16 protein-coding genes and 1 pseudogene are annotated in these 21809 nt (G+C 70.8%); 9 read left to right on the top strand and 8 right to left on the bottom strand.

Annotated features, from left to right (window positions below):
* Positions 1-307 precede the first annotated feature (307 nt).
* On the top strand, positions 308-1681 hold the full coding sequence (locus ACWDR4_RS42080) for a S1 family peptidase (RefSeq protein WP_450416457.1): 1374 nt from the start codon (positions 308-310) through the stop codon (positions 1679-1681).
* Between the two features lie 92 nt (positions 1682-1773).
* Here the strand turns inward: ACWDR4_RS42080 and ACWDR4_RS42075 are convergent, their stop codons facing one another.
* Positions 1774-3933 carry a SpoIIE family protein phosphatase gene (locus ACWDR4_RS42075; RefSeq protein ID WP_450416455.1) on the bottom strand — a complete coding sequence of 720 codons (2160 nt, stop codon included), beginning with the start codon at positions 3931-3933 and terminating at the stop codon, positions 1774-1776.
* 715 nt (positions 3934-4648) lie between these two features.
* Here ACWDR4_RS42075 and ACWDR4_RS42070 point away from each other — a divergent pair.
* From ACWDR4_RS42070 to ACWDR4_RS42050, 5 genes are all read left to right on the top strand, one after another.
* Positions 4649-7129, top strand: a complete 2481-nt coding sequence (locus ACWDR4_RS42070) for a SpoIIE family protein phosphatase (RefSeq protein ID WP_450416453.1) — start codon at positions 4649-4651, stop codon at positions 7127-7129.
* A gap of 70 nt (positions 7130-7199) precedes the next feature.
* Entirely contained in the window at positions 7200-8267 is a 1068-nt protein-coding gene (locus ACWDR4_RS42065; RefSeq protein ID WP_450416451.1) for a glucose-1-phosphate thymidylyltransferase, read from the top strand.
* Positions 8264-9256 (top strand): dTDP-glucose 4,6-dehydratase, encoded by a 993-nt coding sequence (gene rfbB, locus ACWDR4_RS42060; RefSeq protein ID WP_450416450.1) that lies wholly within the window; start codon positions 8264-8266, stop codon positions 9254-9256. The genes ACWDR4_RS42065 and rfbB overlap by 4 nt, the downstream gene beginning before the upstream one ends.
* On the top strand, positions 9253-10125 hold the full coding sequence (rfbD, locus tag ACWDR4_RS42055) for a dTDP-4-dehydrorhamnose reductase (RefSeq protein WP_450416448.1): 873 nt from the start codon (positions 9253-9255) through the stop codon (positions 10123-10125). Before rfbB ends, rfbD begins: the two co-directional genes overlap by 4 nt.
* The gene (locus ACWDR4_RS42050; RefSeq protein ID WP_450416446.1) at positions 10125-10928 is read left to right on the top strand and encodes a class I SAM-dependent methyltransferase; all 804 of its coding nucleotides are present in this window, start codon (positions 10125-10127) and stop codon (positions 10926-10928) included. The genes rfbD and ACWDR4_RS42050 overlap by 1 nt, the downstream gene beginning before the upstream one ends.
* A gap of 68 nt (positions 10929-10996) precedes the next feature.
* Here the strand turns inward: ACWDR4_RS42050 and rfbC are convergent, their stop codons facing one another.
* Together rfbC and ACWDR4_RS42040 are read right to left on the bottom strand one after the other, a co-directional pair.
* Positions 10997-11596 carry a dTDP-4-dehydrorhamnose 3,5-epimerase gene (rfbC, locus tag ACWDR4_RS42045; RefSeq protein ID WP_450416444.1) on the bottom strand — a complete coding sequence of 200 codons (600 nt, stop codon included), beginning with the start codon at positions 11594-11596 and terminating at the stop codon, positions 10997-10999.
* Positions 11597-11600: 4 nt separating this feature from the next.
* On the bottom strand, positions 11601-13559 hold the full coding sequence (locus tag ACWDR4_RS42040) for a glycosyltransferase family 2 protein (protein ID WP_450416442.1): 1959 nt from the start codon (positions 13557-13559) through the stop codon (positions 11601-11603).
* Between the two features lie 218 nt (positions 13560-13777).
* On the opposite strand from ACWDR4_RS42040, the gene ACWDR4_RS42035 reads away from it, so the two are divergent.
* Complete coding sequence (locus ACWDR4_RS42035) at positions 13778-14287, top strand: metallophosphoesterase family protein (protein ID WP_450416440.1); 510 nt, start codon at positions 13778-13780, stop codon at positions 14285-14287.
* Here the strand turns inward: ACWDR4_RS42035 and ACWDR4_RS42030 are convergent.
* Positions 14284-15390 (bottom strand): XdhC family protein, encoded by a 1107-nt coding sequence (locus tag ACWDR4_RS42030; protein WP_450416439.1) that lies wholly within the window; start codon positions 15388-15390, stop codon positions 14284-14286. The genes ACWDR4_RS42035 and ACWDR4_RS42030 overlap by 4 nt on opposite strands.
* Before the next feature lie 113 nt (positions 15391-15503).
* On the opposite strand from ACWDR4_RS42030, the gene ACWDR4_RS42025 reads away from it, so the two are divergent.
* Entirely contained in the window at positions 15504-17366 is a 1863-nt protein-coding gene (locus ACWDR4_RS42025; protein WP_450416438.1) for a cellulase family glycosylhydrolase, read from the top strand.
* 143 nt (positions 17367-17509) lie between these two features.
* Here the strand turns inward: ACWDR4_RS42025 and ACWDR4_RS42020 are convergent, their stop codons facing one another.
* Positions 17510-18778 carry a YncE family protein gene (locus tag ACWDR4_RS42020; RefSeq protein WP_450416436.1) on the bottom strand — a complete coding sequence of 423 codons (1269 nt, stop codon included), beginning with the start codon at positions 18776-18778 and terminating at the stop codon, positions 17510-17512.
* Between the two features lie 179 nt (positions 18779-18957).
* On the opposite strand from ACWDR4_RS42020, the gene ACWDR4_RS42015 reads away from it, so the two are divergent.
* The gene (locus ACWDR4_RS42015) at positions 18958-19665 is read left to right on the top strand and encodes a TetR/AcrR family transcriptional regulator (protein WP_450416486.1); all 708 of its coding nucleotides are present in this window, start codon (positions 18958-18960) and stop codon (positions 19663-19665) included.
* A 241-nt stretch (positions 19666-19906) separates the two neighbouring features.
* Here ACWDR4_RS42015 and ACWDR4_RS42010 read toward each other — a convergent pair whose 3' ends face one another.
* The 3 genes and pseudogenes from ACWDR4_RS42010 to ACWDR4_RS42000 all read right to left on the bottom strand — a co-directional run.
* Positions 19907-21136: a glycosyltransferase gene (locus ACWDR4_RS42010; RefSeq protein ID WP_450416485.1), complete on the bottom strand. Its 1230-nt coding sequence runs from the start codon at positions 21134-21136 to the stop codon at positions 19907-19909.
* 138 nt (positions 21137-21274) lie between these two features.
* A complete protein-coding gene (locus ACWDR4_RS42005) occupies positions 21275-21634 on the bottom strand; it encodes a hypothetical protein (RefSeq protein WP_450416434.1) in 360 nt (119 codons plus the stop codon).
* Positions 21631-21809 (bottom strand): annotated as a pseudogene (locus ACWDR4_RS42000) (cytochrome ubiquinol oxidase subunit I); the annotation flags it as partial. The pseudogene ACWDR4_RS42000 and the gene ACWDR4_RS42005, both read right to left, overlap by 4 nt.

The raw sequence follows: 21809 nt of genomic DNA, 5'->3' as shown, positions 1-21809 counted from the left end.
GGGTTCGTCGAGTTGTGCGGTGCTCGCCCAACTCCTCTGCCGACAGGCCGGGATCGCGTGCTCAGGGCGTGAAGCCGGTGGAATGGATCTTGTCTGCTTCGGCGGGCGTCATCGGGATATGGGTGGTTGTTCCCGGCGGCTCTTGGTCAGGCCCTGGCAATGGCCGATTCGCTGTTTCGCAAAGGGAGTTGGCAAACGCGTTTGAACGCCCCACGTGAACCGTCCGTACCTACAGCCATCCAGGCGCCCCAGTCGGTCGCCGAGAACGATCGGCGGCTAAGACCCCGCCCCGCAGGAGGTCAAGAAGTTGAGTCACAAGCGAGTTCCGAAGCGTAAGGCCGCGATAGCGGTGGGCAGTGTCGCGGCGATCGGCGCGGCGGCACTGCTGCTGCCCAATGCCATGGCATCCCAGACCGACGCTGCGGACGGCGCGGCTCCGAAGACCCTGAAGGCGACGGCGGCCTCGGATCTCGCCTCGCAGCTGGAGGAACTGCTCGGGGACGCCTTCGCGGGCTCCTATTACGACGCCGACAAGCAGCAGCTCATCATCAACGTCGTCGAGGTCGAGGGTGACAACAACAACGTCATCATCCAGGCCCAGAAGGCCGGCGCCGCAGTTCGCGAGGTCGAGAACAGCATCGCCGAGCTGAAGGCCGGCGCGCAGACGCTCAAGGCCGAGGCGACCATCCCGGGCACCGCCTGGTCCGTCGACCCCCGCACCAACAAGATCCAGGTCACCGCCGACAGCACGGTCACCGGCACCAACTGGGACACCATCGAGTCGACCGTCCAGAGCCTCGGCGCGGGCATGGCGACCATCAAGAAGAGCGCGGGCACCTTCAAGCCGCTCGTGGAGGGTGGCGACGCCATCTTCGGCGGCGGCGCCCGCTGCTCCCTCGGCTTCAACGTGGTGACCGGAGACGGCACGCCCGGCTTCCTGACCGCCGGTCACTGCGGTGTCGCCGCGGCCGAGTGGTCGGAGGAAGAGGGTGGCGCGCCGATCGGCACGGTCGAGGCCGCCACCTTCCCGGGCGACGGTGACTTCGCACTTGTGAAGTACGACGACCCGGCGACCGTGGCCGACAGCACCGTCGACGTCGGAGACGGCCAGATCGTCGACATCCTCCAGGCCGCCGAGGCCGAGGTCGGCCAGCAGGTCTTCCGGATGGGCTCCACGACGGGCCTCAACGACGGCGAGGTCACCGGCCTCGACGCCACCGTGAACTACCCCGAGGGCACGGTCACCGGCCTCATCCAGACCAACGTCTGCGCGGAGCCCGGCGACAGCGGCGGCTCGCTGTTCACCCAGGACGGCGGCGCGATCGGCCTGACCTCCGGCGGCAGCGGCGACTGCACGGTCGGCGGCGAGACCTTCTTCCAGCCGGTCACCACGGCCCTGGAGGCCGTCGGCGCCACCCTCGGCGCGGCCGACGCGGGTGCCGGTGAAGAGGCGGGCGCGGGCGAGGAAGCCGGTGCCGGTGAGGAAGCCGGCGCGGGCGAAGAGGCCGGTGCGGGCGAGGAAGCCGGCGTTGGTGAAGAGGCCGGTGCCGGTGAGGAAGCCGGTGCGGGCGAAGAGGCCGGACTCGGTGAAGAGGTCGGCGGTGACGAACTCGGCGGCGTGGACGACCAGGCCACCGAGGGCGTCGACGACGGCACCGGTCTGGAGACCGAGGACCACTGACCGGCCACACCAGTAGTCCCGGCCGTCAGTGAAACGGTCCGGCCCTCCGGCGGGAGGGCCGGACCGTTCTGTGTTGTTGGACCGGACGGCTGTCAGTCCGCCGTCCGCGCCTTCAGCAGAAGCAGCGCGATGTCGTCCGCCCGTTTCGTCGTCTCCGCGCCGAACTCGACGAGTCCGTCGGCCAGTTCGTCCAGTGGCCGGTCCCCGATCTCCGCGAGCCGTCGCCCGAGGGCGGCCAGGGCCTCGTCGATGTCGACGCCCGGGGACTCGATCAGCCCGTCGGTGTACAGGGCGAGGACACTGCCGGGCTCCAGCTCGACCCCGGTCGTCGGGTACGAGGCCGAGGCGTCGATCCCCAGCAGCGGACCCCCGGCCAGATCGAGCACCCGCACCTCGCCGTCCGGGCGTCTCAGCAGCGGCTGCGGATGCCCCGCACGGGCCATCACTGCCCGGCCGGATCCCGGGTCGAGCCGCAGATACAGACAGCTCGCGAACAGCTCGGTGCCGAGATCGATCAGCAGCCGGTTGGTGCTGCTCATGACCTCCTCCGGCGCCTGACCGACGGTCGTGTACGCCCGTACGGCCGTACGGAGCTGACCCATCAGGCCGGCCGCCGTCACGTTGTGCCCCTGGACGTCCCCGATCACCGCCGAGGCCCGTCCGTGCGAGGCCACCAGGTCGTAGAAGTCGCCGCCGATGTCCATGCCCTGGGTGGCGGGCAGATAGCGCGCCGCGGCCTCGATGCCGGGCAGCGACGGCAGGGAACTGGGCAGCAGGGCGGCCTGGAGGCCGTGCGCGACCCGATTCTTGGCGTCGTACAGCAGAGCCCGCTCCAGAGCCTGAGCGATCAGGCCGCCGAGACTGGTCAGGACGGCACGCTCGTCGGCGGGGAACGGGTGCCGTTCGGCGTACCCCAGCACACACGTGCCCACCGGGCGCCCGGACGCGATCAGTGGGAGATACGCCCAGGCCGCCATCGTCCCGGGCACCTCCCGCACCGCCGGATACAGCCGGTCCAGCTGCCCCCGCGACTCGAAGAAGGCGGGCACACCGGTGGTGAGGACCTGGGTGCCCGGGGTCTGCTCGGTCAGTGGCAGCCCGTCGAACCGCTCCACGAGAAGCGGGTCCTCGAATCCCCGGTGCCCGACCACGTGCATACGTCCGCCCCGCGAGCCCAGCAGCACCAGGGTCTGGCAGTCCACCGCCGGCATGATCTCGTCCGCGACCAGCTGGACGACGTCCTGGACGCCCGCCGCCTCGGTGAGCGCCCCCGCCAGGGACAGCACCTGCGAGATCGTGACCAGGCTGGACGGGCCGCCCGGCCGACGCTCCGCCCGGTCCAGCTCGGCCACCGCCCGCGCCCTGGTGATCCGGACGGTCAGCCCGGTCGTGCTCGGATACAGCCGGAACGACAGCCAGTCGCCGGGCGGGCGCAGCGCCACGAACGAGGTGACGTGCAGGCTGAACAGCGCGGCGCGATAGCGGTCCTCGTACACCGGATCGTTCAGCCACGGCACGGACCCCCACAGCCGGCTGCCGAGCAGCCGGCTCGCGGGGATCCCCAGCAACTCCGTGGCCGCGGCGTTGACGAAGCCGACCCGGCCGTGCAGATCGAGCGAGCACAGCCCGTACGGCAGCCGCGACACCATCCGCGCCGCCTCGACCGTACCGAGGGTGTCGGCCACCGGCGTCCCGGCCCAGGCGGCCAGCAGATCCGCCTCGGGCCGCAGCGTACGGTGCTCGGCGGCGGCACGTTCCAGCCGCAGCGCCAGCCGGTCACAGGCCGCGGTCAGCTGCTCCCGCTCCCGGTCCGACAGCTCCGGCGGATGCGAACCGGGCCAGGTCACGAAGACCGCCCCGTACACCGTCGAGGCGGTCGCCACCGGCAGGGCGGCCAGGGCGAAGGGGTACGGGAGCACGACGGCGACCCGTGGATACCGGCGGGCCATGTCCTCCTCGCCGCCCACCCACACGAACCGCCGCTCGCGCGCCGCCTGGGCCACGGGCACCGGCGAGCCAAGGCCGACCCGCTCCCAGGGCGCCGCGAACGCCCGGGGCAGCCCCGCCATGACGGCCATCTCCAGTACGGACTCACCGGGCGCCAGCAGATACAGGCCGCCGGCGTGGGCCTGGACGTCGTCCATCATCCCGGCCAGTGCCAACGACAGCAGGGGCCTGCCGAACGCCGCCGAACCGCTGCCGCTGCCCGGCCGCCCGGGCCCGGAGGCCTGCGCATCGCCCACCCGGACCACCTCCTCAAGGGACCGGGCCCTCTCGGCTCAAGGCTCCCTCCACTCGCCCCACCGCGCACGGCGAACGCCCTGCCGGGCCTGCCGCCCCGTGCGCCTTCCGGCTCCGAGCGGCGTCAGGGCGAGCCGGGTTTGTTTCGCCCCCGCCGCCCTTACCCGTTCCCATCCCTGGGGGCTGCGCCCCCAGACCCCCCTTTGTCGCGCTGAACGCGCTCGTCCTCAATCGCCGGACGGGCTGAGTGGGGGGTGCGGGCCGGTGGTGAAGTGCGGCGGGGTGGGTGGGGAAGAGCTCGCGCTGGACGCGCTTGTCCTCAAACGCCGGACAGGCTGAAAAACCAGCCCTGGCCGGTGCTGAAGAGATACCGCCCGTACTGCGTAAGCGGCGGGGGAAAAGGGTGGGCTGAGCGCGCTTGTCCTCGGACGCCGACGTCAGGCACCCTCCAGCCTGTCCGGCGTTTGAGGACAAGGCCCGTTCAGGGCCGGCAGCGGGGGTTCGGGGGCGGCAGGCCCCGAGGATGGGTCGGGTAGGGGCGGCGGGGGCGAGAAAACCAGGGCCGCACCACGCGCCGTTTCGAACAGGGCATCGGTACTCACGGCTGCCGCGAGGCCGCCGTGCGGGACGCGTACGGGCGGGCGTGGGCGCGGACCGGAGGGACCCGTGGCGCGTCGGAACGCCGCAGGGGCTGCGCCGGAGCCCCATACGCGCTGTAATGACGACGTGGTCAGTGAGGACGCGAGACGCGGAACGAGAACGCTGCGTGCCGAACTTGCCCTCAAGACCCTCCCCGCCGACCTCGACCCCCGCGAGTACCTGCGCCGCGTCCTCGAACAGGCGCTCGTCTTCGCGGATGTGGTCACCGCCGCCGTGTACACCCCTGGTGATGGTGGTGATCTGCTGTGTCTTGTTGAGTCCGCCGGTGTGCCCCGCACGCTGTACGGCCTGCGGGACAGCTACGCGGTGGCCGGTGGATCGCCCGCCGCCGAGGCTCATCGCACCGGCCAGACGGTATGGCTCGGGCCCGGCGAGCTCGCCGACTGCGCCGAGTCACGGCGGATGCCGACCGGCGACGTCCACCTGGCCGCCCTGCCCGTCCGCGCGGGGGCCGCCGTCGGTGACGGCGGCTGTCTGCTCGCCGTGACGGAGAGTCCCGGCGGCTTCGACGACGACGCCCGGGACTGTCTCGTCCTGCTCGCCGACGCCGTCGCCTGGCCCGCCCCGATCGCCACCGGGGATCAAGGCGAACTTCCCGCCAACGCCTTCAGCCTTGCCATGGACACCGGGCGCGTCGAGGTCGGCGACGAACTCCTCGAACTGTTCGCGCTCGACCGGACCGACTTCGACGGCAAGGTCGAGACGCTGCTCGGTCTGACCGTGCCCGAGGACCTGCCCTCCCTGATGTCCGTCGTCGAGGCCGACCACATGTCCATCGGCGACCGCGAGCTGGAGTTCCGGGTGCTCCAGCCGGCAGGCCCGCCCAGATGGCTCAGGCTGCGCGGACGGCTCGTGACCGGCGGGGAGGGCCGGCCCGCCCGGCTCGTGGGCACGGTCGGTGACGCCTCCACCCTGCGCTCCGGCGTCACCGACGTGGCCCGCGTCCAGCGCCTCGCCGCCGCCCTGGCCACCGCCGGGACCGTCCGTGACGTCAGCCAGGCCGTCGTCACCGCGCTGCGCGAGCCGCTGCGGGCCGACCGCATCGCCCTCGCCGAGCTGGAGAACGACCGGCTCGTCGTCACCGTCCTCGACCCGCCCGAACCTGAGGCCTGGCCCGAGTCGTGGCGCCTGGAATGGCGCTCCGAGTGGCCCGAGTCGCCGGTGCGCTCCATGCCCACACTGGCCGCCGCCCTGCGCGAGGGCCGCGCCGCCATCTGGCCCGCGGGCACCGAGATGGAACCCGCGCTCGACGGCGTCGGCCCCGGCGGTCTCGCCGTACTGCCGCTGCCCGCCGGCGGCCGGATGGCCGGCCTCTGCCTGATCGGCTGGGACAGCCCGCACGAGTTCGGCACCGACGAACGCGCCCTGCTCACCGCCGCCGCGGGCCTCGCCGGCCAGGCCCTGACCCGCGCCCACGCCTTCGACGCCGAACACGAACTCGTCGGCATGCTCCAGCGCTCCCTGCTGCCCCGTCGCCTGCCCAAACTGCCCGGCGGCGTCGCCGAGGCCCGCTACCTGCCGACCACCGAGGGCCTGGAGGTCGGCGGCGACTGGTACGACGTGATCCCGCTCCCCGACAACCACGTCGCTCTCGTCATCGGCGACGTCCAGGGCCACAACGCGAGCGCCGCGACCCTCATGGGTCAGATGCGCACCGCCCTGCGCGCGTACGCCGTCGAGGGCCACCCGCCCGACGTCGTCGTCTCCCACTCCAACCGGCTCCTCGCCGACATGGAGACCGACCTCTTCGCCACCTGCTGCTATGTCGAGGTCGACATGGAGGAGGGCACCGCCTGGTACGTCCGCGCCGGACATCTCCCCCCGGTCGTCCGCCACCCCGACGGCACCACCGAGGTCGTCGAGTCCGACGTAGGACCCCCGCTCGGTGTGCTGCCCCGGGCCGACTTCCCGATGAGCATGCTGCGCCTCCAGCCCGGCACCCTGCTCGCCCTCACCACCGACGGCCTCGTCGAGTCCGCGGAGATCGACGTCGAGGACGGCCTCAACGCCCTCGCGAGCGACCTCGCCGCCGCCGATCCCGCCCACCTCGGCCTGGTCGCCGACGCCCTGCTCGCGGGCGCCAACCGCAACGACGACGTGGCCCTGCTCCTGCTGCGCTACGACGGCATGGAGAAGCGCCCGCTGCGTGAGAGCTGGACCGTGTGGCGGGTGCCCGAGGCGGTCCGGCACGCCCGCCGCTTCTCCCGGCGCACCCTGCGCACCTGGGGCGCGACCGGCGAGGCGGGGATCCAGGAGAACATCCAGGAGAACATGGACACCGTGCTCCTCGTCGTCTCCGAACTGGTCACCAACGCCCTCGTGCACACCGACGGCCAGGTCCGTCTCGACCTCACCCTCTTCAACGGCCGGCTGCGCGTCGCCGTCGCCGACAACTCGCCCCGCACCCCGATCCGGCCGACGAACCTCGGTTGGGAGGCCACCGGCGGCCGGGGCATCCTCCTGGTCGAGGCCATGTCGGCGGCCTGGGGCACCGTCCCCGTCAGCGGCGGCAAACAGGTGTGGAGCGAGATCGCACTGGAGCCCTGACGGGCACCCGTACCGGTCACCCAGAGGCACCGGATATTACGTCCCGGGAAATCGAAGCTAGGGTGAACGGATGAAGGCTCTCGTGCTCTCCGGCGGCGCCGGCACGCGGCTTCGGCCGATCACCCATACCTCGGCGAAGCAGCTCGTGCCCGTGGCCAACAAACCCGTGCTGTTCTACGGCCTGGAATCCCTCGCCGACGCGGGCATCACCGAGGTCGGCATGATCGTCGGTGACACCGCGGCCGAGATCGAGGAAGCGGTCGGCGACGGATCGAAGTTCGGTCTGAAGGTCACCTACATCCCGCAGGAACGGCCCCTGGGCCTCGCCCACGCCGTGCTCATCGCGCGGGACTTCCTCGGTGACGACGACTTCGTCATGTACCTCGGCGACAATTTCATCGTCGGCGGCATCAGCGCCCTCGTCGACGAGTTCCGCGGACTGCGCCCGGACGCCCAGATCCTGCTCACCCAGGTCCCCGACCCGCGCTCCTTCGGCGTCGCCGAACTCGACGCGGACGGCCAGGTCATCGGCCTGGAAGAGAAGCCCGAGCACCCCAAGAGCGACCTCGCGCTCGTCGGCGTGTACCTCTTCACCCCGGCGATCCACGACGCCGTACGCGCCATCCGCCCGTCCTGGCGCGGCGAGTTGGAGATCACCCACGCCATCCAGCACCTCATCGACGCCCGGTCCGACGTACGATCCACCCTCATCAAGGGCTACTGGAAGGACACGGGGAACGTCACCGACATGCTGGAGGTCAACCGCATGGTCCTGGAGGGCCTGGAGCGGCGGATCGACGGCGAGGTGGACGACGCGTCCGAGACCATAGGGCGTGTGGTGATCGAGGAGGGCGCGAGCATCACCCGCTCCCGCATCGTCGGACCCGTCGTCATCGGCGCCGGAACCGTCGTCAGCGACTCCTACGTCGGGCCGTTCACCTCCCTCGCGGAGAACTGCCGGATCACCGACAGCGAGCTGGAGTTCTCCATCGTGCTGCGCGACTCGTCCATCGCCGGGGTGGGCCGTATCGAGTCCTCGCTCATCGGCCGGCATGTCGAGGTGACCCCGGCCCCCAGTGTTCCCAGCGCCCACCGACTCGTCCTCGGAGACCACAGCAAGGTGCAGATCCATTCATGAACCTCCTCGTCACCGGCGCCGCCGGATTCATCGGCTCCATGTACGTCCGCAACCTCCTCGCGTCCGACGCTCCTGACGCGCCCCGGATCACGGTGCTGGACAAGCTCACGTACGCGGGCACCCTGGAGAACCTGCCGACCGGGCACCCCCGGCTGAAGTTCGTCCAGGGCGACATCTGTGACGCCGAACTGGTCGACAAGCTGATGGCCGAGGCCGACCAGGTGGTCCACTTCGCCGCCGAGTCCCACGTGGACCGCTCGATCGACGGCGCCGCCGACTTCGTCCGCACCAACGTGGTGGGCACCCAGGTGCTGCTGGACGCGGCCCTGCGCTACGGCGTCGGCCCCTTCGTGCACGTCTCCACCGACGAGGTGTACGGCTCGATCGAGACCGGCTCCTGGCCCGAGGACCACCCGCTGGCCCCCAACTCGCCCTACTCGGCGTCGAAGGCCTCCTCCGACCTGCTCGCCCTCGCCTACCACCGCACCCACGGCCTGGACGTGCGCGTCACCCGCTGCTCCAACAACTACGGGCCGCACCAGTTCCCCGAGAAGGTCATCCCGCTCTTCGTCACCAACCTGCTCGACGGCAAGAAGGTCCCGCTGTACGGCGAGGGCCTCAACGTCCGCGACTGGCTGCACGTCGACGACCACTGCCAGGGCATCGACCTGGTGCGTACCGGCGGCCGGCCCGGCGAGGTCTACAACATCGGCGGCGGCACGGAACTGAGCAACAAGGACCTCACCGGGCTGCTCCTGGAGGCCTGCGGGGCGGACTGGGACAGCGTGGAGTACGTCGAGGACCGCAAGGGCCACGACCTGCGCTACTCCGTCGACTGGAGCAAGCTCCACGACGAGCTGGGCTACACCCCGCGCCACGACTTCGCCGCCGGCCTCGCCGCCACCGTCGCCTGGTACCGCGACAACCGCGCCTGGTGGGAGCCCCTCAAGCAGCGCGTCGGCACCGCGGAGAAGCAGGTCAAGGGATGAAGTGGCTGGTCACCGGCGCCGCCGGCATGCTGGGCCTCGACACCGTCGAGGAACTCCTCAGGCGCGGTGAGGACGTCGTGGGCCTCGCCCGCGCCGCCCTGGACATCACCGACCCCGACGACGTCCGTCGCGTCTTCACCGAGCACGAGCCCGACCTGGTCGTCAACTGCGCCGCCTACACCGCCGTCGACGACGCCGAGACGGACGAGGACACCGCGCTCCGCATCAACGGCGTCGGCCCGCGCCTGCTCGCCCAGGCCTGCGCCGAGCACGGCGCCCGGCTGATCCACGTCTCCACGGACTACGTCTTCGACGGCGAGGCCCGGGACACCCCGTACCCCGAGGACCACACCCCGGCCCCGCGCACGGCGTACGGCCGTACCAAGCTCGCCGGAGAACAGGCTGTCCTGGCCACGCTCCCGGACACGAGCGTCGTCCTGCGCACGGCTTGGCTGTACGGCGCCCACGGCGGCAACTTCGTGCGTACGATGATCGACCTGGAGGCGCGTCGGGACACCCTCGATGTCGTCGACGACCAACGCGGTCAGCCCACTTGGAGCGCGGACGTCGCCGTACGGATCGCCGACCTCGGGCCCCTGATCGGACCCGGGACGAACGGTGTTCTCCACGCCACCAACTCCGGCGAGGTCACCTGGTTCGAGCTGGCGCGTGAGGTGTTCCGCCTCATCGACGCCGACCCGGAGCGGGTGCGCCCCACCACCAGCGCGGCCTTCACCCGGCCCGCACCCCGGCCCGCATACAGCGCCCTCGGCCACGGCCGCTGGCAGCAGACCGGTCTCGGACCCCTCCGTGACTGGCGTACCGCCCTGCACGAAGCACTGCCACACATCCGCAAGGAGATTTCCTAGTGAAACGCCATGAGTTCCTCCGGGAGCTCCACAAGGTCAGCGCGAACAGGAACTACCTGGAGATCGGCGTCAACGACGGCCGAAGCCTGACCCTGTCCCGGGTACCGAGCATCGCGATCGACCCCGCGTTCAAGGTGGTCTCCGAGATCCGCTGCGATGTCCATCTCGCCAAGGCCACCAGCGACGACTTCTTCGCCCGGCAAAACCCCCTCGCCCACCTCACGGGCGGCCGGCACCCGCTGCGCAACCTGGCCCGCAACCGCAGCCCGTTCGGCTACTGGCAGCGCACCACGCTCGACCTGTCGTTCATCGACGGCATGCACCTGTTCGAGTACGCGCTGCGCGACTTCATTAACGTCGAGAAGCACTCGGACTGGGCCAGCGTCATCGTCCTCGACGACATGCTGCCGCGCAGCATCGACGAGGCCGCCCGCGACCGGCACACCAACGCCTGGACCGGCGACGTCTACAAGCTGATCGAGATCCTCGCCCGGTACCGCCCCGACCTGGTCACGGTCCTCGTCGACACCGCGCCCACCGGACAGCTCATCGTCTTCGGCGCCGACCCCGACAACACCGTGCTCTCGGACAAGTACGACGAGATCATCGCGGAGTTCGAGGTCGCGGACCCGCAGAAGGTCCCCGAGAGCGTCCTGGAGCGCACGCCGGCCGTCAAGCCGGAGACCCTGGTCGAGGCCGCCTTCTGGGCCCCCCTCGTCAAGTCCCGCAACCGCGGCACCAAGCGCGGCAAGGGCTTGGAGCAGCTGCGCCGCAGCCTGGAGCCGCTGAGCACCAGCCGCTGACGCCCGACCGGACAAGGCTTGAGGCCCGGCAGCTGACCAGCTGCCGGGCCTCAAGTTTTGGTTCGGCGTTACCGGTTGTCGCGCAGCCCGGCGTAGTAGGCCGCGCAGTCCGCGTACGACGGCAGCAGCCCGGACCGCTCGGCCTCCGCCAGCGTGGGCGCCTCGGCGTCCTTCTCCGACAGCACCGGCTCGATGCCCTCGGGCCAGGCGATGCCCAGCTCCGGGTCGAGCGGATGCACCCCGTGCTCACGCCCCGGCGCGTACCCGGTCGAGCACAGGTAGACCACGGTGGCGTCGTCGGTGAGCGCCATGAAGGCGTGGCCGAGCCCCTCCGCGAGGAACACGGCGTGCCGGGTGTCGTCGTCGAGCCGTACGGCCTCCCACTGCCCGTAGGTGGGCGAGCCGACCCGGATGTCCACCACGACGTCCAGGACCGCGCCGCGCACGCACGTCACGTACTTGGCCTGGCTCGGCGGTACGTCGGAGAAGTGGACCCCGCGTACGACGCCCCGGCGCGAGACCGAGCAGTTCGCCTGGGCGAGGGAGAGGTCGTAGCCGGTGGCCTCGCGGAACTCCTCGCCCCGGTACCACTCGTGGAAGCTGCCCCGGTCGTCCGGGAAGACCTTCGGCTCCAGTACCCAGGCGCCTTCGATGTCCAGTGCTCGCATGCTGTCAGGCTCCGTTCCCGCGCCGCAGCCCGGCCTTGCGGGCGATCTTCCCGAGGGTGCGCCGCACCTTGCGGACCACCTTCTGACCGGTACTCGGCCCGGCGGGCTTGACGGGCCGTACGACCTGGACGCGCCCGGATTTTGCGGCGAGGCTGACGGACATCGCCAGGAAGCGCGGCTCGTCGGCCTCGGGGGCGAGGCACAGCGCGGGCTTCCAGGTCCCCTCGGCAAGCGCGCTGCCGGGCAGCGTCGCCTCGACGAAGGCACCGGACAGCGTGCCCTCCACGTCCACGGGTTCGGCGGCGGCCGACGAGGTCAGGCGCAGCAGCACCTTGGTGTCGCCGGGCACGTGCAGGGGCACTGCCACACGCAGACGGTCACCCGTGACGGTCACATCGTCGGGCTTGAGGCGGCCGAGACCCACACCCTTCACGGCACGATCGACGTCCAGGGAGAGCGTGGCCTGCTTGGCGGTCCAGTACGGCAGGACCACGCGACCGGCGACCACACCGGCCGGGGGCACCGGACGGGGGTCCAGCTTGACCGGGCCCAGACGGCACTCACGGGTCCAGCCGCCCAGCTTGATCCGGACGAACACGTCGAACAGACCGCCGCCGAGCGCGACGCCGCCCGCAGCAGTGCCGGGGTCGACGGTGGCCGTACCGCGCAGCACCAGCCGTACCTGATCGTCCTCGTCGGCCGGGAGGGTCTCGCGGGTCAGCTCCACCGGCTGGAAGAACTGGGCGGCCGTGGTCCGCTCACGCACCAGGAAGTCGGCCGTCGCGCTGCCGAACCGGGCGACCGTGGAGGCCGCCACGCGGGCGATCGCGTCGTCGGCGTCGGTGGGCGTGCCGTCCAGGTCGGCGCCGTCGCTGTCGTCCTCGGCGGGGAACGTCATCGGCTTGCCGTGGGACGTGAACTCGGCGCTGAAACCGACGTGCAGGACACCGTCCCGCCACTCGACATTCAGGGGAGTGGCCGAAGGGGCGAGCGAGGCCTCCCACTCGGCGAACGCGATCACGTCGTCCAGGCGGTCGGCGGCGATCAGCGCGGCGACGATTCGCTGCGCCTCCTGCATGCCGTTGGCGACACCGGGCCCGAAGCGCTCGACGACGACCCCGCGGATCTCGTCGAACATCTCCTTGCGGTAGTCCTCGGGCAGCTTGAGCAGACGGTTGCTGCGCATCCGCTCGACCATCTCGTTGCGCAGCCAGCGACGGAAGAGCCGGTCGCGCACGGCACCCGGCTCGGTGTACCGCTCGACGACGTCGAGGGCCTCGCGCAGATTCCGGAAGTACCCCACGGGGTCGAAGCGCTGGAATCCCGCGTTCGAGGCGTCGTCGCGCTTGACGTGGTAGTAGCAGACGTAGTCGCTGAGCACGGAGACGTTGTCCGCGCGCAGATACGCCTCAGTCACGAAGACATGGTCTTCGAGCCGCCGCCGACCCTCGGGGAAACGCAGACCGATGCGGTCGAGAAAGGCCCGCCGGAGCATTTTGTGCGGGGTGAGGCTGTCGATCAGCGGGGCGTTCTCGACACTGGCCTTGGGATGGTTGTGCCGGAACAGCTCGACCGGCACGGGCCGACCCTTGCCGGCCATCTTGCCGACGATCACATCGGCGCCGTTGGCCACGCCGTAGTCGTACATCCGCTCAAGGGCTTCGTCACCGAGATAGTCGTCGTTGTCGACGAACATCACGAACTCGCCCTGCGAGGCCTCGATACCGACGTTGCGCGGCTTTCCCGACCAGCCCGAGTTCTCCTGGTGGATGACCTGGATACGCGGTTCCTCGGCGGCGAGCTGGTCCAGTCTGGCCGGGGTCTCGTCGGTGGAACCGTCGTCGACGAAGATCACTTCGTACTCGTCGGCGGGCAGCGACTGCCGCAGCAGCGACGCGACGCAGTCCTCGATGTACGGTCCCGGGTTGTACACCGGAACGATGACGCTGACCTTGACCGGCATGCGGCTGGAAGCCCCCTTTTGGCTTTACTCCCCGTTTCCGCAAAGGCACGGTCCGGGATGCCTGATACTAACCTCGCGCGACCCTGCAGCACCTGTCGGGGCGCGGCGCGAGGGGCGCCCTGAAGGGGCGCGGGGAACTGCGCGACAAGCCACGACGGCGCCGCAGCCGCAAGACGGCAAATCGCGGCACCCCCTGCGCAGCGCCTACGCTCACGAACGTGCGCCTCCTGCTCCTCTCCGACACCCACCTCCCCAAACGCGCCAAGCAACTACCGACGCCACTTCTTACCGAACTCCCGCACACAGACGTCGTGATCCACGCCGGCGACTGGGTCGACACAGTCACCCTCGACCTCCTGGAGACCCGCTCCCGCCGCCTCATCGGCGTCTACGGCAACAACGACGGCCCCGACCTGCGCGCAAGACTCCCCGAGGTGGCCTACGCCGACCTCGGCGGCCTCCGCTTCGGGGTCGTCCACGAGACCGGCCCGGCGCAAGGCCGCGAGGCCCGCTGCACCGCCCGCTTCCCTGACCTCGACGTCCTCGTGTTCGGCCACAGCCACATCCCGTGGGACACCACGACGGACACCGGCCTGCGGCTGCTGAACCCCGGCTCGCCGACCGACCGGCGCCGCCAGCCGCACTGCACGTACATGACGGCGACGGTGACGGACGACGGCCGGCTCACCGACGTGGAGCTGCACCGGCTGCCGCCCCGTCGGCCCTAACCCGCCTTCGGCGGATGAATCGCGCCCGCCGTCGCCGTCAGCGACACCCCGCTGCCTCCCCACCGCAGCGCGACGATCTCGGCGGCCACGGACACCGCGACCTCCTCGGGCGTACGGGCGCCGAGGTCCAGCCCGATGGGGGAGCGCAGCCGGGACAGCTCGGGTCCGGTGAGGCCGGCCTCCGTCAGGCGGGTCCGGCGGTCGTCGTGGGTGCGGCGGCTGCCCATCGCCCCGATGTACGCGGCGGGCCGGCGCAGCGCCTCCTCCAGCAGCGGTACGTCGAACTTCGGGTCGTGGGTCAGGACGCAGATCACCGTGCGTTCGTCGGTGTCCGTGCCGCGCAGATAGCGGTGCGGCCAGTCGACGACCACCTCGACACCCTCCGGGAAGCGCTTCGGGGTCGCGAAGACCGGCCGCGCGTCGCAGACGGTGACCCGGTAGCCGAGGAAGGCGCCGATCCGGGCCACAGCGGCGGCGTAGTCGATGGCGCCGAAGACGAGCATGCGGGGCGGGGGCGCGAAGGAGTGCAGGAACACGGTGACGGCGTCCTCGCGCCGCTCCCCGTGAGGCCCGTAGTGCCGCAACCCCGTTGCCCCCAGGGCGAGTTCACCGCGCGCGTCAGCGGTGACGGCCACGTCGAGGCCGGTCGTGCCGAGCGTGCCTGACACCCGGTCGGGCCAGACGGCGAGCGTGGCGCCGAGTGCTGCCGGACCGTCGGTGACGGTGGCCACGGTCACCGGCCGGCCCGCCGCCACCGCCTCCGCGACCGCCGCGAAGGACGGATCGAGAGCGGGAGTGACGGGCCGCACCAGAACCGTGATCTCACCGCCGCAGGTCAGCCCCACCGCGAAGGCGTCCTCGTCGCTGTAACCGAAGGTCGCGAGTCGAGCCTCGCCGTCCGCCACCACCTCCTGGGCCAGCTCGAACACCTCCCCCTCCACACACCCCCCGGACACACTCCCCACCACCTCGTCACCGGGCCCCACCGCCATCGCGGCCCCGGGATCGCGGGGCGCGCTGCGGCTCACGGAGACGACGGTGGCGAGCCCGAACGGTTCGCCCGCCGCGTACCAGCGCCCGAGCGCCGGGAGGATGTCACGCACGATCCGCTCCTTTTGTCACCCATGTGACTAGATCGTCGCCCATCAGGGTCAAAAGCTGAAGATTACTCAACAGTCACTTGGTATTGACGACCACTGATGCGCGCGGGACTGTAATGGACATGTCGAAGTTGCGCGTGCATCTGCTCGGCGTACTGGTCCTGGTCACTGGTTTCCTGACCACCGTCGGCTCCCAGCCCGCCCGGGCCGACACCCTCTGGTTCGACACCCCTACCTCTACCACCCTCACCGTCCAGAACGGTCGGTTCACCGACGCCCTGGGCCGCGAGGTCGTACTCCGGGGCTACAACGTCTCCGGCGAGACGAAGCTCAAGGAGAACAACGGACTGCCCTTCGCCTCGGTGGCCGACGCGAAGAAGTCCGCGGCCGCGCTACGAGCGCTCGGCGGCGGCAACAGCGTCCGCTTCCTGCTCTCCTGGGCGTACGCAGAGCCCGTACGTGGCACGGTGAGCAGCAGCTATCTGGCCGCCGCCACCGCCCAGATGGGTGCCTTCCTGGACGCGGGCATCCGCGTCTACCCCGACTTCCACCAGGACCTGTACTCCCGCTGGCTCTTCGACTCGGACAGCTGGTACACCGGCGACGGCGCCCCCAAGTGGGCCGTCGACCTCGGCGACTACCCGGACGAGTACTGCGGGATCTGCCCCTTCTGGGGACAGAACATCACCTCGAACGCGGCGGTGACGGAGGCGACGTACGACTTCTGGCACAACACCAACGGCGTCCAGGACTCGTTCCTCCTCACCGCGCAGAAGACGATGGCGTACCTCAAGGCGAACCTCACCAGCGCCCAGTTCACGGGTGTCGTCGGCTTCGACCCGTACAACGAGCCGCACTTCGGGACCCTCGACTCGGGGCAGACCAGCAGGACGTGGGAGAAGGACGTCCTGTGGCCGTTCTTCGTCAAGTTCCGCGCGCGGATGGACGCGGCGGGCTGGCAGGACAAGCCCGCCTTCGTCGAGCCGAACCTCTTCTGGAACGCCAACATCGACTTCCAGAAGCAGGAGGGCGGACTCCTCGACGCGGGGACCATCGGCCCGCGTTACGTGTTCAACACCCACTTCTACGACCAGAAGGCGATCTCCGGCGTCTTCATGTGGGGCAAGGCCGAGGACGGCCAGTACGTCACGGACTTCGGTACGGTCCGTGACCGGGCCGCCGCCACCGGGACGACGGGGATCATCAGCGAGTTCGGCCACCCGCTGGCCGGTTCGGTCTCCGACAAGGCGCCGACGGTCTACAAGGCGATGTACCAGGCCCTCGACTCCCGGGTGAAGGGCGCGAGCTGGTGGTCAGGCGCGAGCGGATCGGGGCCGGTCCTCTCCGGCAGCCAGTGGCAGTGGGACATCTACAACGGCCGCCACAACGAGCTGATGAACGACAACCCCGACAAGGTGCTCACCACCGGTGACGCCTGGAACGACGAGGACCTGTCCGCCGTACGCCTCGACGACTCCGGTACGGCGGTGCTGCGCCAGGACGCCCGGATGCTGGACCGCGTCTATCCGGGCGCCACGGCGGGGACGACGCTCGCCTTCACCTACGAGGACCGCTCCCGGGACGGCTCCACGACCCTCACCTGGAACCCGGTGCCGAGTTCACTGCCGAACGTGTCCACGCTGGTGGGCTCGGGGCAGTACAGCGTGCTGGTGTGGCGCTCGAAGGGCATCTCCGCGCCGACCGAACTCCATCTGCCGGCGTCCTTCCCGACCGCGACTACCACGGTCGTCTCCGACCTCGGCACGGTGTACGGGCCGCCGGCCTACACCAGTACGACCCCGATCGCGGCGGGCACCGACCCCGGTGGCACGGGAAGCCGCCGCCTGTTGCTCACCGCACCGGACTCGGGCGTCCTGCACTACGCGCTGGTGACCAACGGGGCGACGGCTCCCTCGGCGAGTCTGCTCAGTGCCGCGCGGGCTGAGCTGGCTTCTTGGGCTGCGTCGGAGTTCAGCTAGGCGCTGCGCAGGTCGGCGGTTCGTTGGCTGCGGGCCGGTGGGGGCTTGTCGCGCCCACGCGGCGGAGCCGCAAATTGACAGAGCCCCGCGCCCCTGAAAACAGGGGCGCGGGTGTCCGCGTCGCTTCAGCGGAACCGGATACCTCAGTTGGTCGCCGGGGCTGTCCAGTCCGCCTCGACATGGGCGAGGCGGACTCGTTGCGGGTGGTCGCCGACCGGTACGGACACCGTCTTCTGCCCGGTGGCGAAGTCGATGGCCGTGATCTGGTCGGCGCCGCTCTCGGAGATCACGCAGGACTTGCCGTCACCGCTCACCGTGGCCCAGTAGGGCTTCGAGGCGGTGACGAGCGGGCCCTCCTGGAGCGTCGTACGGTCGACGACCGTCGCGTAGTCGTCCATCGTCCCCGCGACGCACAGCTTGGTGCCGTCCGGCTTCATCGAGATGCCGTGGTGGCGTGAGTCGTTGACGAAGGTGGTGCGGTCGTCGCTGGTCGCCGGGTTCTTGGGCAGGGTCTTCGTCCGGGTGATCCTGTCGGTGGCGATGTCGTACTCGAAGAAGCCGTTGAAGAACGAGACCTGGAAGTACAGCTTCGTCTCGTCGGGTGAGAAGGCGGCCGGACGGACCGCGTCCGAGTAGTCCGTGAGGCCGATCGCGTCGAGCCGCGCCCGCATGTCGATCACCTTCACCTGCTGGAAGGTGGCCGCGTCCACGACCGTGATCTTCCGGTCGCCCTTCGTGAAGTCCTGCCACGGGGCGTCCTGCGAGGTGTTGACGTCACCGATGGACATGTTCCAGATGTACTTGCCGTCCTTGGTGAAGATGTTCTCGTGCGGTTTGTCGCCGGTGGTGAACAAACCGATCTGCGCGCCGGTGTTGATGTTGAGCACGTGCACGGTGTTGGAGATCGAGGCCGAGACCGCGACCCGCGTTCCGTCGGGGGAGACCGCCATGTGGTCGGAGCGGTAACCCGACACGGGGAAGCGCCAGTTGATCGCCCCGGTGGCCAGGTCGATCGACACGACGTCGGCGAAGCTCGGCCGGGACACCACCATCGACTTGCCGTCCGGGGTGGAGTACATGTCGTCGACCAGCTGGTCGTGGCCCTCGCCCACGCCGTTGCGGATGGCCATGAAGTAGATCCACTTGATCGGGTCCGCGTTGATCGCGGCCAGCCGTGAATCCTTGTCCGGTACGACGTTGATCCGGCCGATCTTGGCGAAGTCACCGGTGGGCTTGATGACGTCCGCGGTGCCTTCCCAGTTGTTGCCGACGAACATCACTTCGCGCAGGCTCGCGGCGGCGGTGGCGCCCTCGGCGTCGGTCGCCGCTACGGCGGCGGACGCGGGGGCCGTGACGGTCAGGACGAGGGCGGCGGCCATGGCACAGAGGTGCCTGGATCTGGAAACAGACATGCGGGCTCTCCCCTCCGGGAGTGGGCATGGGGCTGTGGCGGGTGCATGACATGGATGCGAGGAAATCTGAACACGGTCACGTTCAGATTGGACTTACTGGAAAGTAAGGAGGGGGTGCCCTTCTCCACAAGAGTGCGTACACGACAAACTTGGCCACCGGACCGACGAAGGAGGGTTCATTGGCGGGCAGGCTCAGGGCGCCGACCGGCCGATACGCGGGCAAGACCGCCGAGGAACGGCAGGTCGCACGGCGTCGGCGATTCCTGGACGCCGCACTCCAGCTGTTCGGTGACACCCCGGGCTACCGCTCGACGACCGTCGCCGCGCTCAGCGAGGCGGCCGGCCTGTCGACCCGCCAGTTCTACGAGGAGTTCCGCACCCTGGAGGACGTCCTGGCCGCCCTCCACCTCCAGGTCAACGACTGGGCCGAGGAGGCGGCGCTCACCGCGCTGGCCGACGCCGAGGGCCTGCCCCTCGCCGAACGCGCCGCCGCGATCTTCCGCGCCTACGCCGCCAACGTCACCGCCGACCCGCGCCGCATCCGGATGACCTTCGTCGAGATCATCGGCGTCAGCGCCCGCCTGGAGGAACAGCGACTGGCCCGCCGCTCCCGCTGGGTGAACCTCATCTGCAGGGAGGCCGAGGCCGCCGTCACCGCGGGAGAGGCTGCGCCACGCGACTACCAGCTCGCCGCGACCGCGTTCATCGGCAGTGTCAACGGCCTGCTGCACGACTGGAGCGCCGGCTGGGTGGACGCCGCCCTGGACGAGGTGGTGGACGAGCTGGTGCGGATGCTGCTGGGCATCCTGCGCCCGGCGGGCTGGGTGCCACCGGGTCCCGGGGGCGCCGACAGTGCCGGAGAGACCGGGGACGTCGGGGGTTCCTGAAGTTCCCGGTCTCCCTGACCCGAGTTCCCGGACGTCTCCGGGCCCCGGGCCCACAGGCTCGGGGCTTCGGGCTCGGGGCCTTCGGGCCCACAGGCTCCTCGGCCTTCGGGCTCCCAGGCCCCCCAGGCCTTCGGACTCCCGGACTCCCGGACTCCCGGACTCCCGGCCTTCGGGTCTCCGGGTCTCCGGGTCTCCGGTCCATTGGCTCCCCGGGCCGGCCGGGATGCGATGGCCAGGGCTCTCAGCCCGCCAGCCGGTCCACCGACTCCAGTACGGGACCGACGCCGTCCTCCGCGCCGATCCGGGCCGAGAGGGCGCGAGCCCGTTCGCCGTACGAGGGGTCAGTGGTCGCCCGTACCAGGGCCGAGGCCAGCGCGGCGGTCGTCAGCCTCCGCAGCGGAACCGGCCGGGGAGCCACGCCCAGGGACACCAGGCGCGCCGCCCAGAAACCCTCGTCGAACTGGATCGGCACGGGCACCGCAGGCACCCCGGCCCGGAGACCGGCGGCGGTCGTTCCCGCGCCGCAGTGGTGGACCACGGCCGCCATACGCGGGAACAGCGCCGAGTGCGCCACCTCGCCGATCGTCAGCATGTCGTCGCCGTCCGCTGCGAGCCCGCCCCACCCCCGCTGGATCACCCCACGCATCCCGGCCTGCCGCAGCGCCGCCACGACGGCCGTGCTCAGCCGCGCGGGATCGGGCACGGTGGCGCTGCCCAGGCCCACGTAGACGGGCGGGGGCCCGGAACCGAGGAACTCCTCCAGCTGGGACGGCAGTTGGGGCCGGGTGTCGTACGGCCACCAGTAGCCGGAGACGTCGAGCCCCGGGCGCCAGTCGCGGGGCCGGGGCACCACCAGCGGGCTGAAGCCGTGATGCACGGGCCAGCCCTGGCGCTCCCGGGCGCGGCGGGCGGCACCCGGGGAGTGGTGGGACAGGCCCAGCCGGGCCCGTACGGCAGGCACGGTCGAGGCGAAGACCCGCTCGACGGCCAGACCCACCCCGTGCCCGGCGAGCCGGTTGCCCGCCGGACCCCAGGAACGGCCCCCGAGGACGGCCGGCCCGAACTCCCCAGTCGTGGCGAGCGGTTGGAGGTACACGCCCATGCTCGGCAGCCGCAGCCCCTCCGCGATCGTGTGCCCCAGGGGGCCCAGCGAACTGGACAGCAGCAGCACATCGCTCGCGTGGGCGGCGGCCAGCAGATCGTCGGCCATCTGTCCGACGAGCCGGCGTGCCATCTCGACCACCCGCAGCAGCTTCCCGGCCCCGGTCGCGCTGTGATGGAGCCCACGCCCACGCACCGACTCCAACTCCGCCCGGGGATCCACGGGCAGCGCATGGAACCCGACCCCGGCCCCCGTCACCAGCGACTCGAAGCAGCCGTGCGTGACGAGGGTGACCTCGTGCCCGGCCTGCGCCAGCCCGTGCCCGAGCCCGGTGTAAGGGGCCACGTCACCTCGGGAGCCTGCCGTCATGATCGCTACACGCACGAGGTCAGTATGGCGGGCCCGCCGTCTGTAGGGCGGGCGTGCCGCGCCCCAAAGGGGCGCGGGGAACTGCGCGACCAGCCCCCACCGGCCCGCGGCGAAGGAACTGTCCGTCCCGCGGAGCGCCTAGCGCCGCAGCAGAGCTAGGAGGAGCAGGGCGAGCGGTACCGCCGTCGCCGCGAGAGCCAGGCAAAGGGCTGTCAACCGCCCCTTCAACCGGAGGTACTTCGCCTCGTACTCGGCCCGCAACTCCACGCTGCGCACAGCGGTGCGCTGCCAGGAGGCGTGGGCAAGGGCGAGATGCTCCACCTCGAACTGCCTCTCCAACTCCGCCTGCTGATGGCTCGTCAGCCAGTCGAACCGGGCCGTGAAGCGGGCAGCCGCCTCGTGTCCCTCCTGGCGGGTGGCGGCGATGAGCAGATGCCCCTGGATCTCGTTGACGAGAGTCGTCACGTCTGCCCGACAGTCGTCGTCTCTTGTGGTCACCGTCGGGTCAACTCCCTCTGCGGGGTGGAGTGATGGAGGTCGAAGGCCGGGGATTCGCTGCGGATGCGGGGGAGGGAGACGAAGTTGTGGCGCGGGGGCGGGCAGGACGTGGCCCACTCCAGGGAGCGGCCGTAGCCCCACGGGTCGTCGACCTCGACCTTCTTGCCGTACTTCG

Source organism: Streptomyces sp. NPDC000878, from assembly GCF_053599695.1.
Note: the sequence above shows the minus strand (reverse complement) of the source record. Positions and strands in the feature narration are given on the sequence as shown.

Coding starts and splice junctions, on each gene's coding strand:
- ACWDR4_RS42065 (WP_450416451.1), top strand. CDS start 7,200: ATGAAGGCTCTCGTGCTCTCCGGCGGCGCCGGCACGCGGCTTCGGCCG.
- rfbB (WP_450416450.1), top strand. CDS start 8,264: ATGAACCTCCTCGTCACCGGCGCCGCCGGATTCATCGGCTCCATGTAC.
- rfbD (WP_450416448.1), top strand. CDS start 9,253: ATGAAGTGGCTGGTCACCGGCGCCGCCGGCATGCTGGGCCTCGACACC.
- rfbC (WP_450416444.1), bottom strand. CDS start 11,596: ATGCGAGCACTGGACATCGAAGGCGCCTGGGTACTGGAGCCGAAGGTC.
- ACWDR4_RS42040 (WP_450416442.1), bottom strand. CDS start 13,559: ATGCCGGTCAAGGTCAGCGTCATCGTTCCGGTGTACAACCCGGGACCG.
- ACWDR4_RS42025 (WP_450416438.1), top strand. CDS start 15,504: ATGGACATGTCGAAGTTGCGCGTGCATCTGCTCGGCGTACTGGTCCTG.
- ACWDR4_RS42020 (WP_450416436.1), bottom strand. CDS start 18,778: ATGTCTGTTTCCAGATCCAGGCACCTCTGTGCCATGGCCGCCGCCCTC.
- ACWDR4_RS42010 (WP_450416485.1), bottom strand. CDS start 21,136: ATGACGGCAGGCTCCCGAGGTGACGTGGCCCCTTACACCGGGCTCGGG.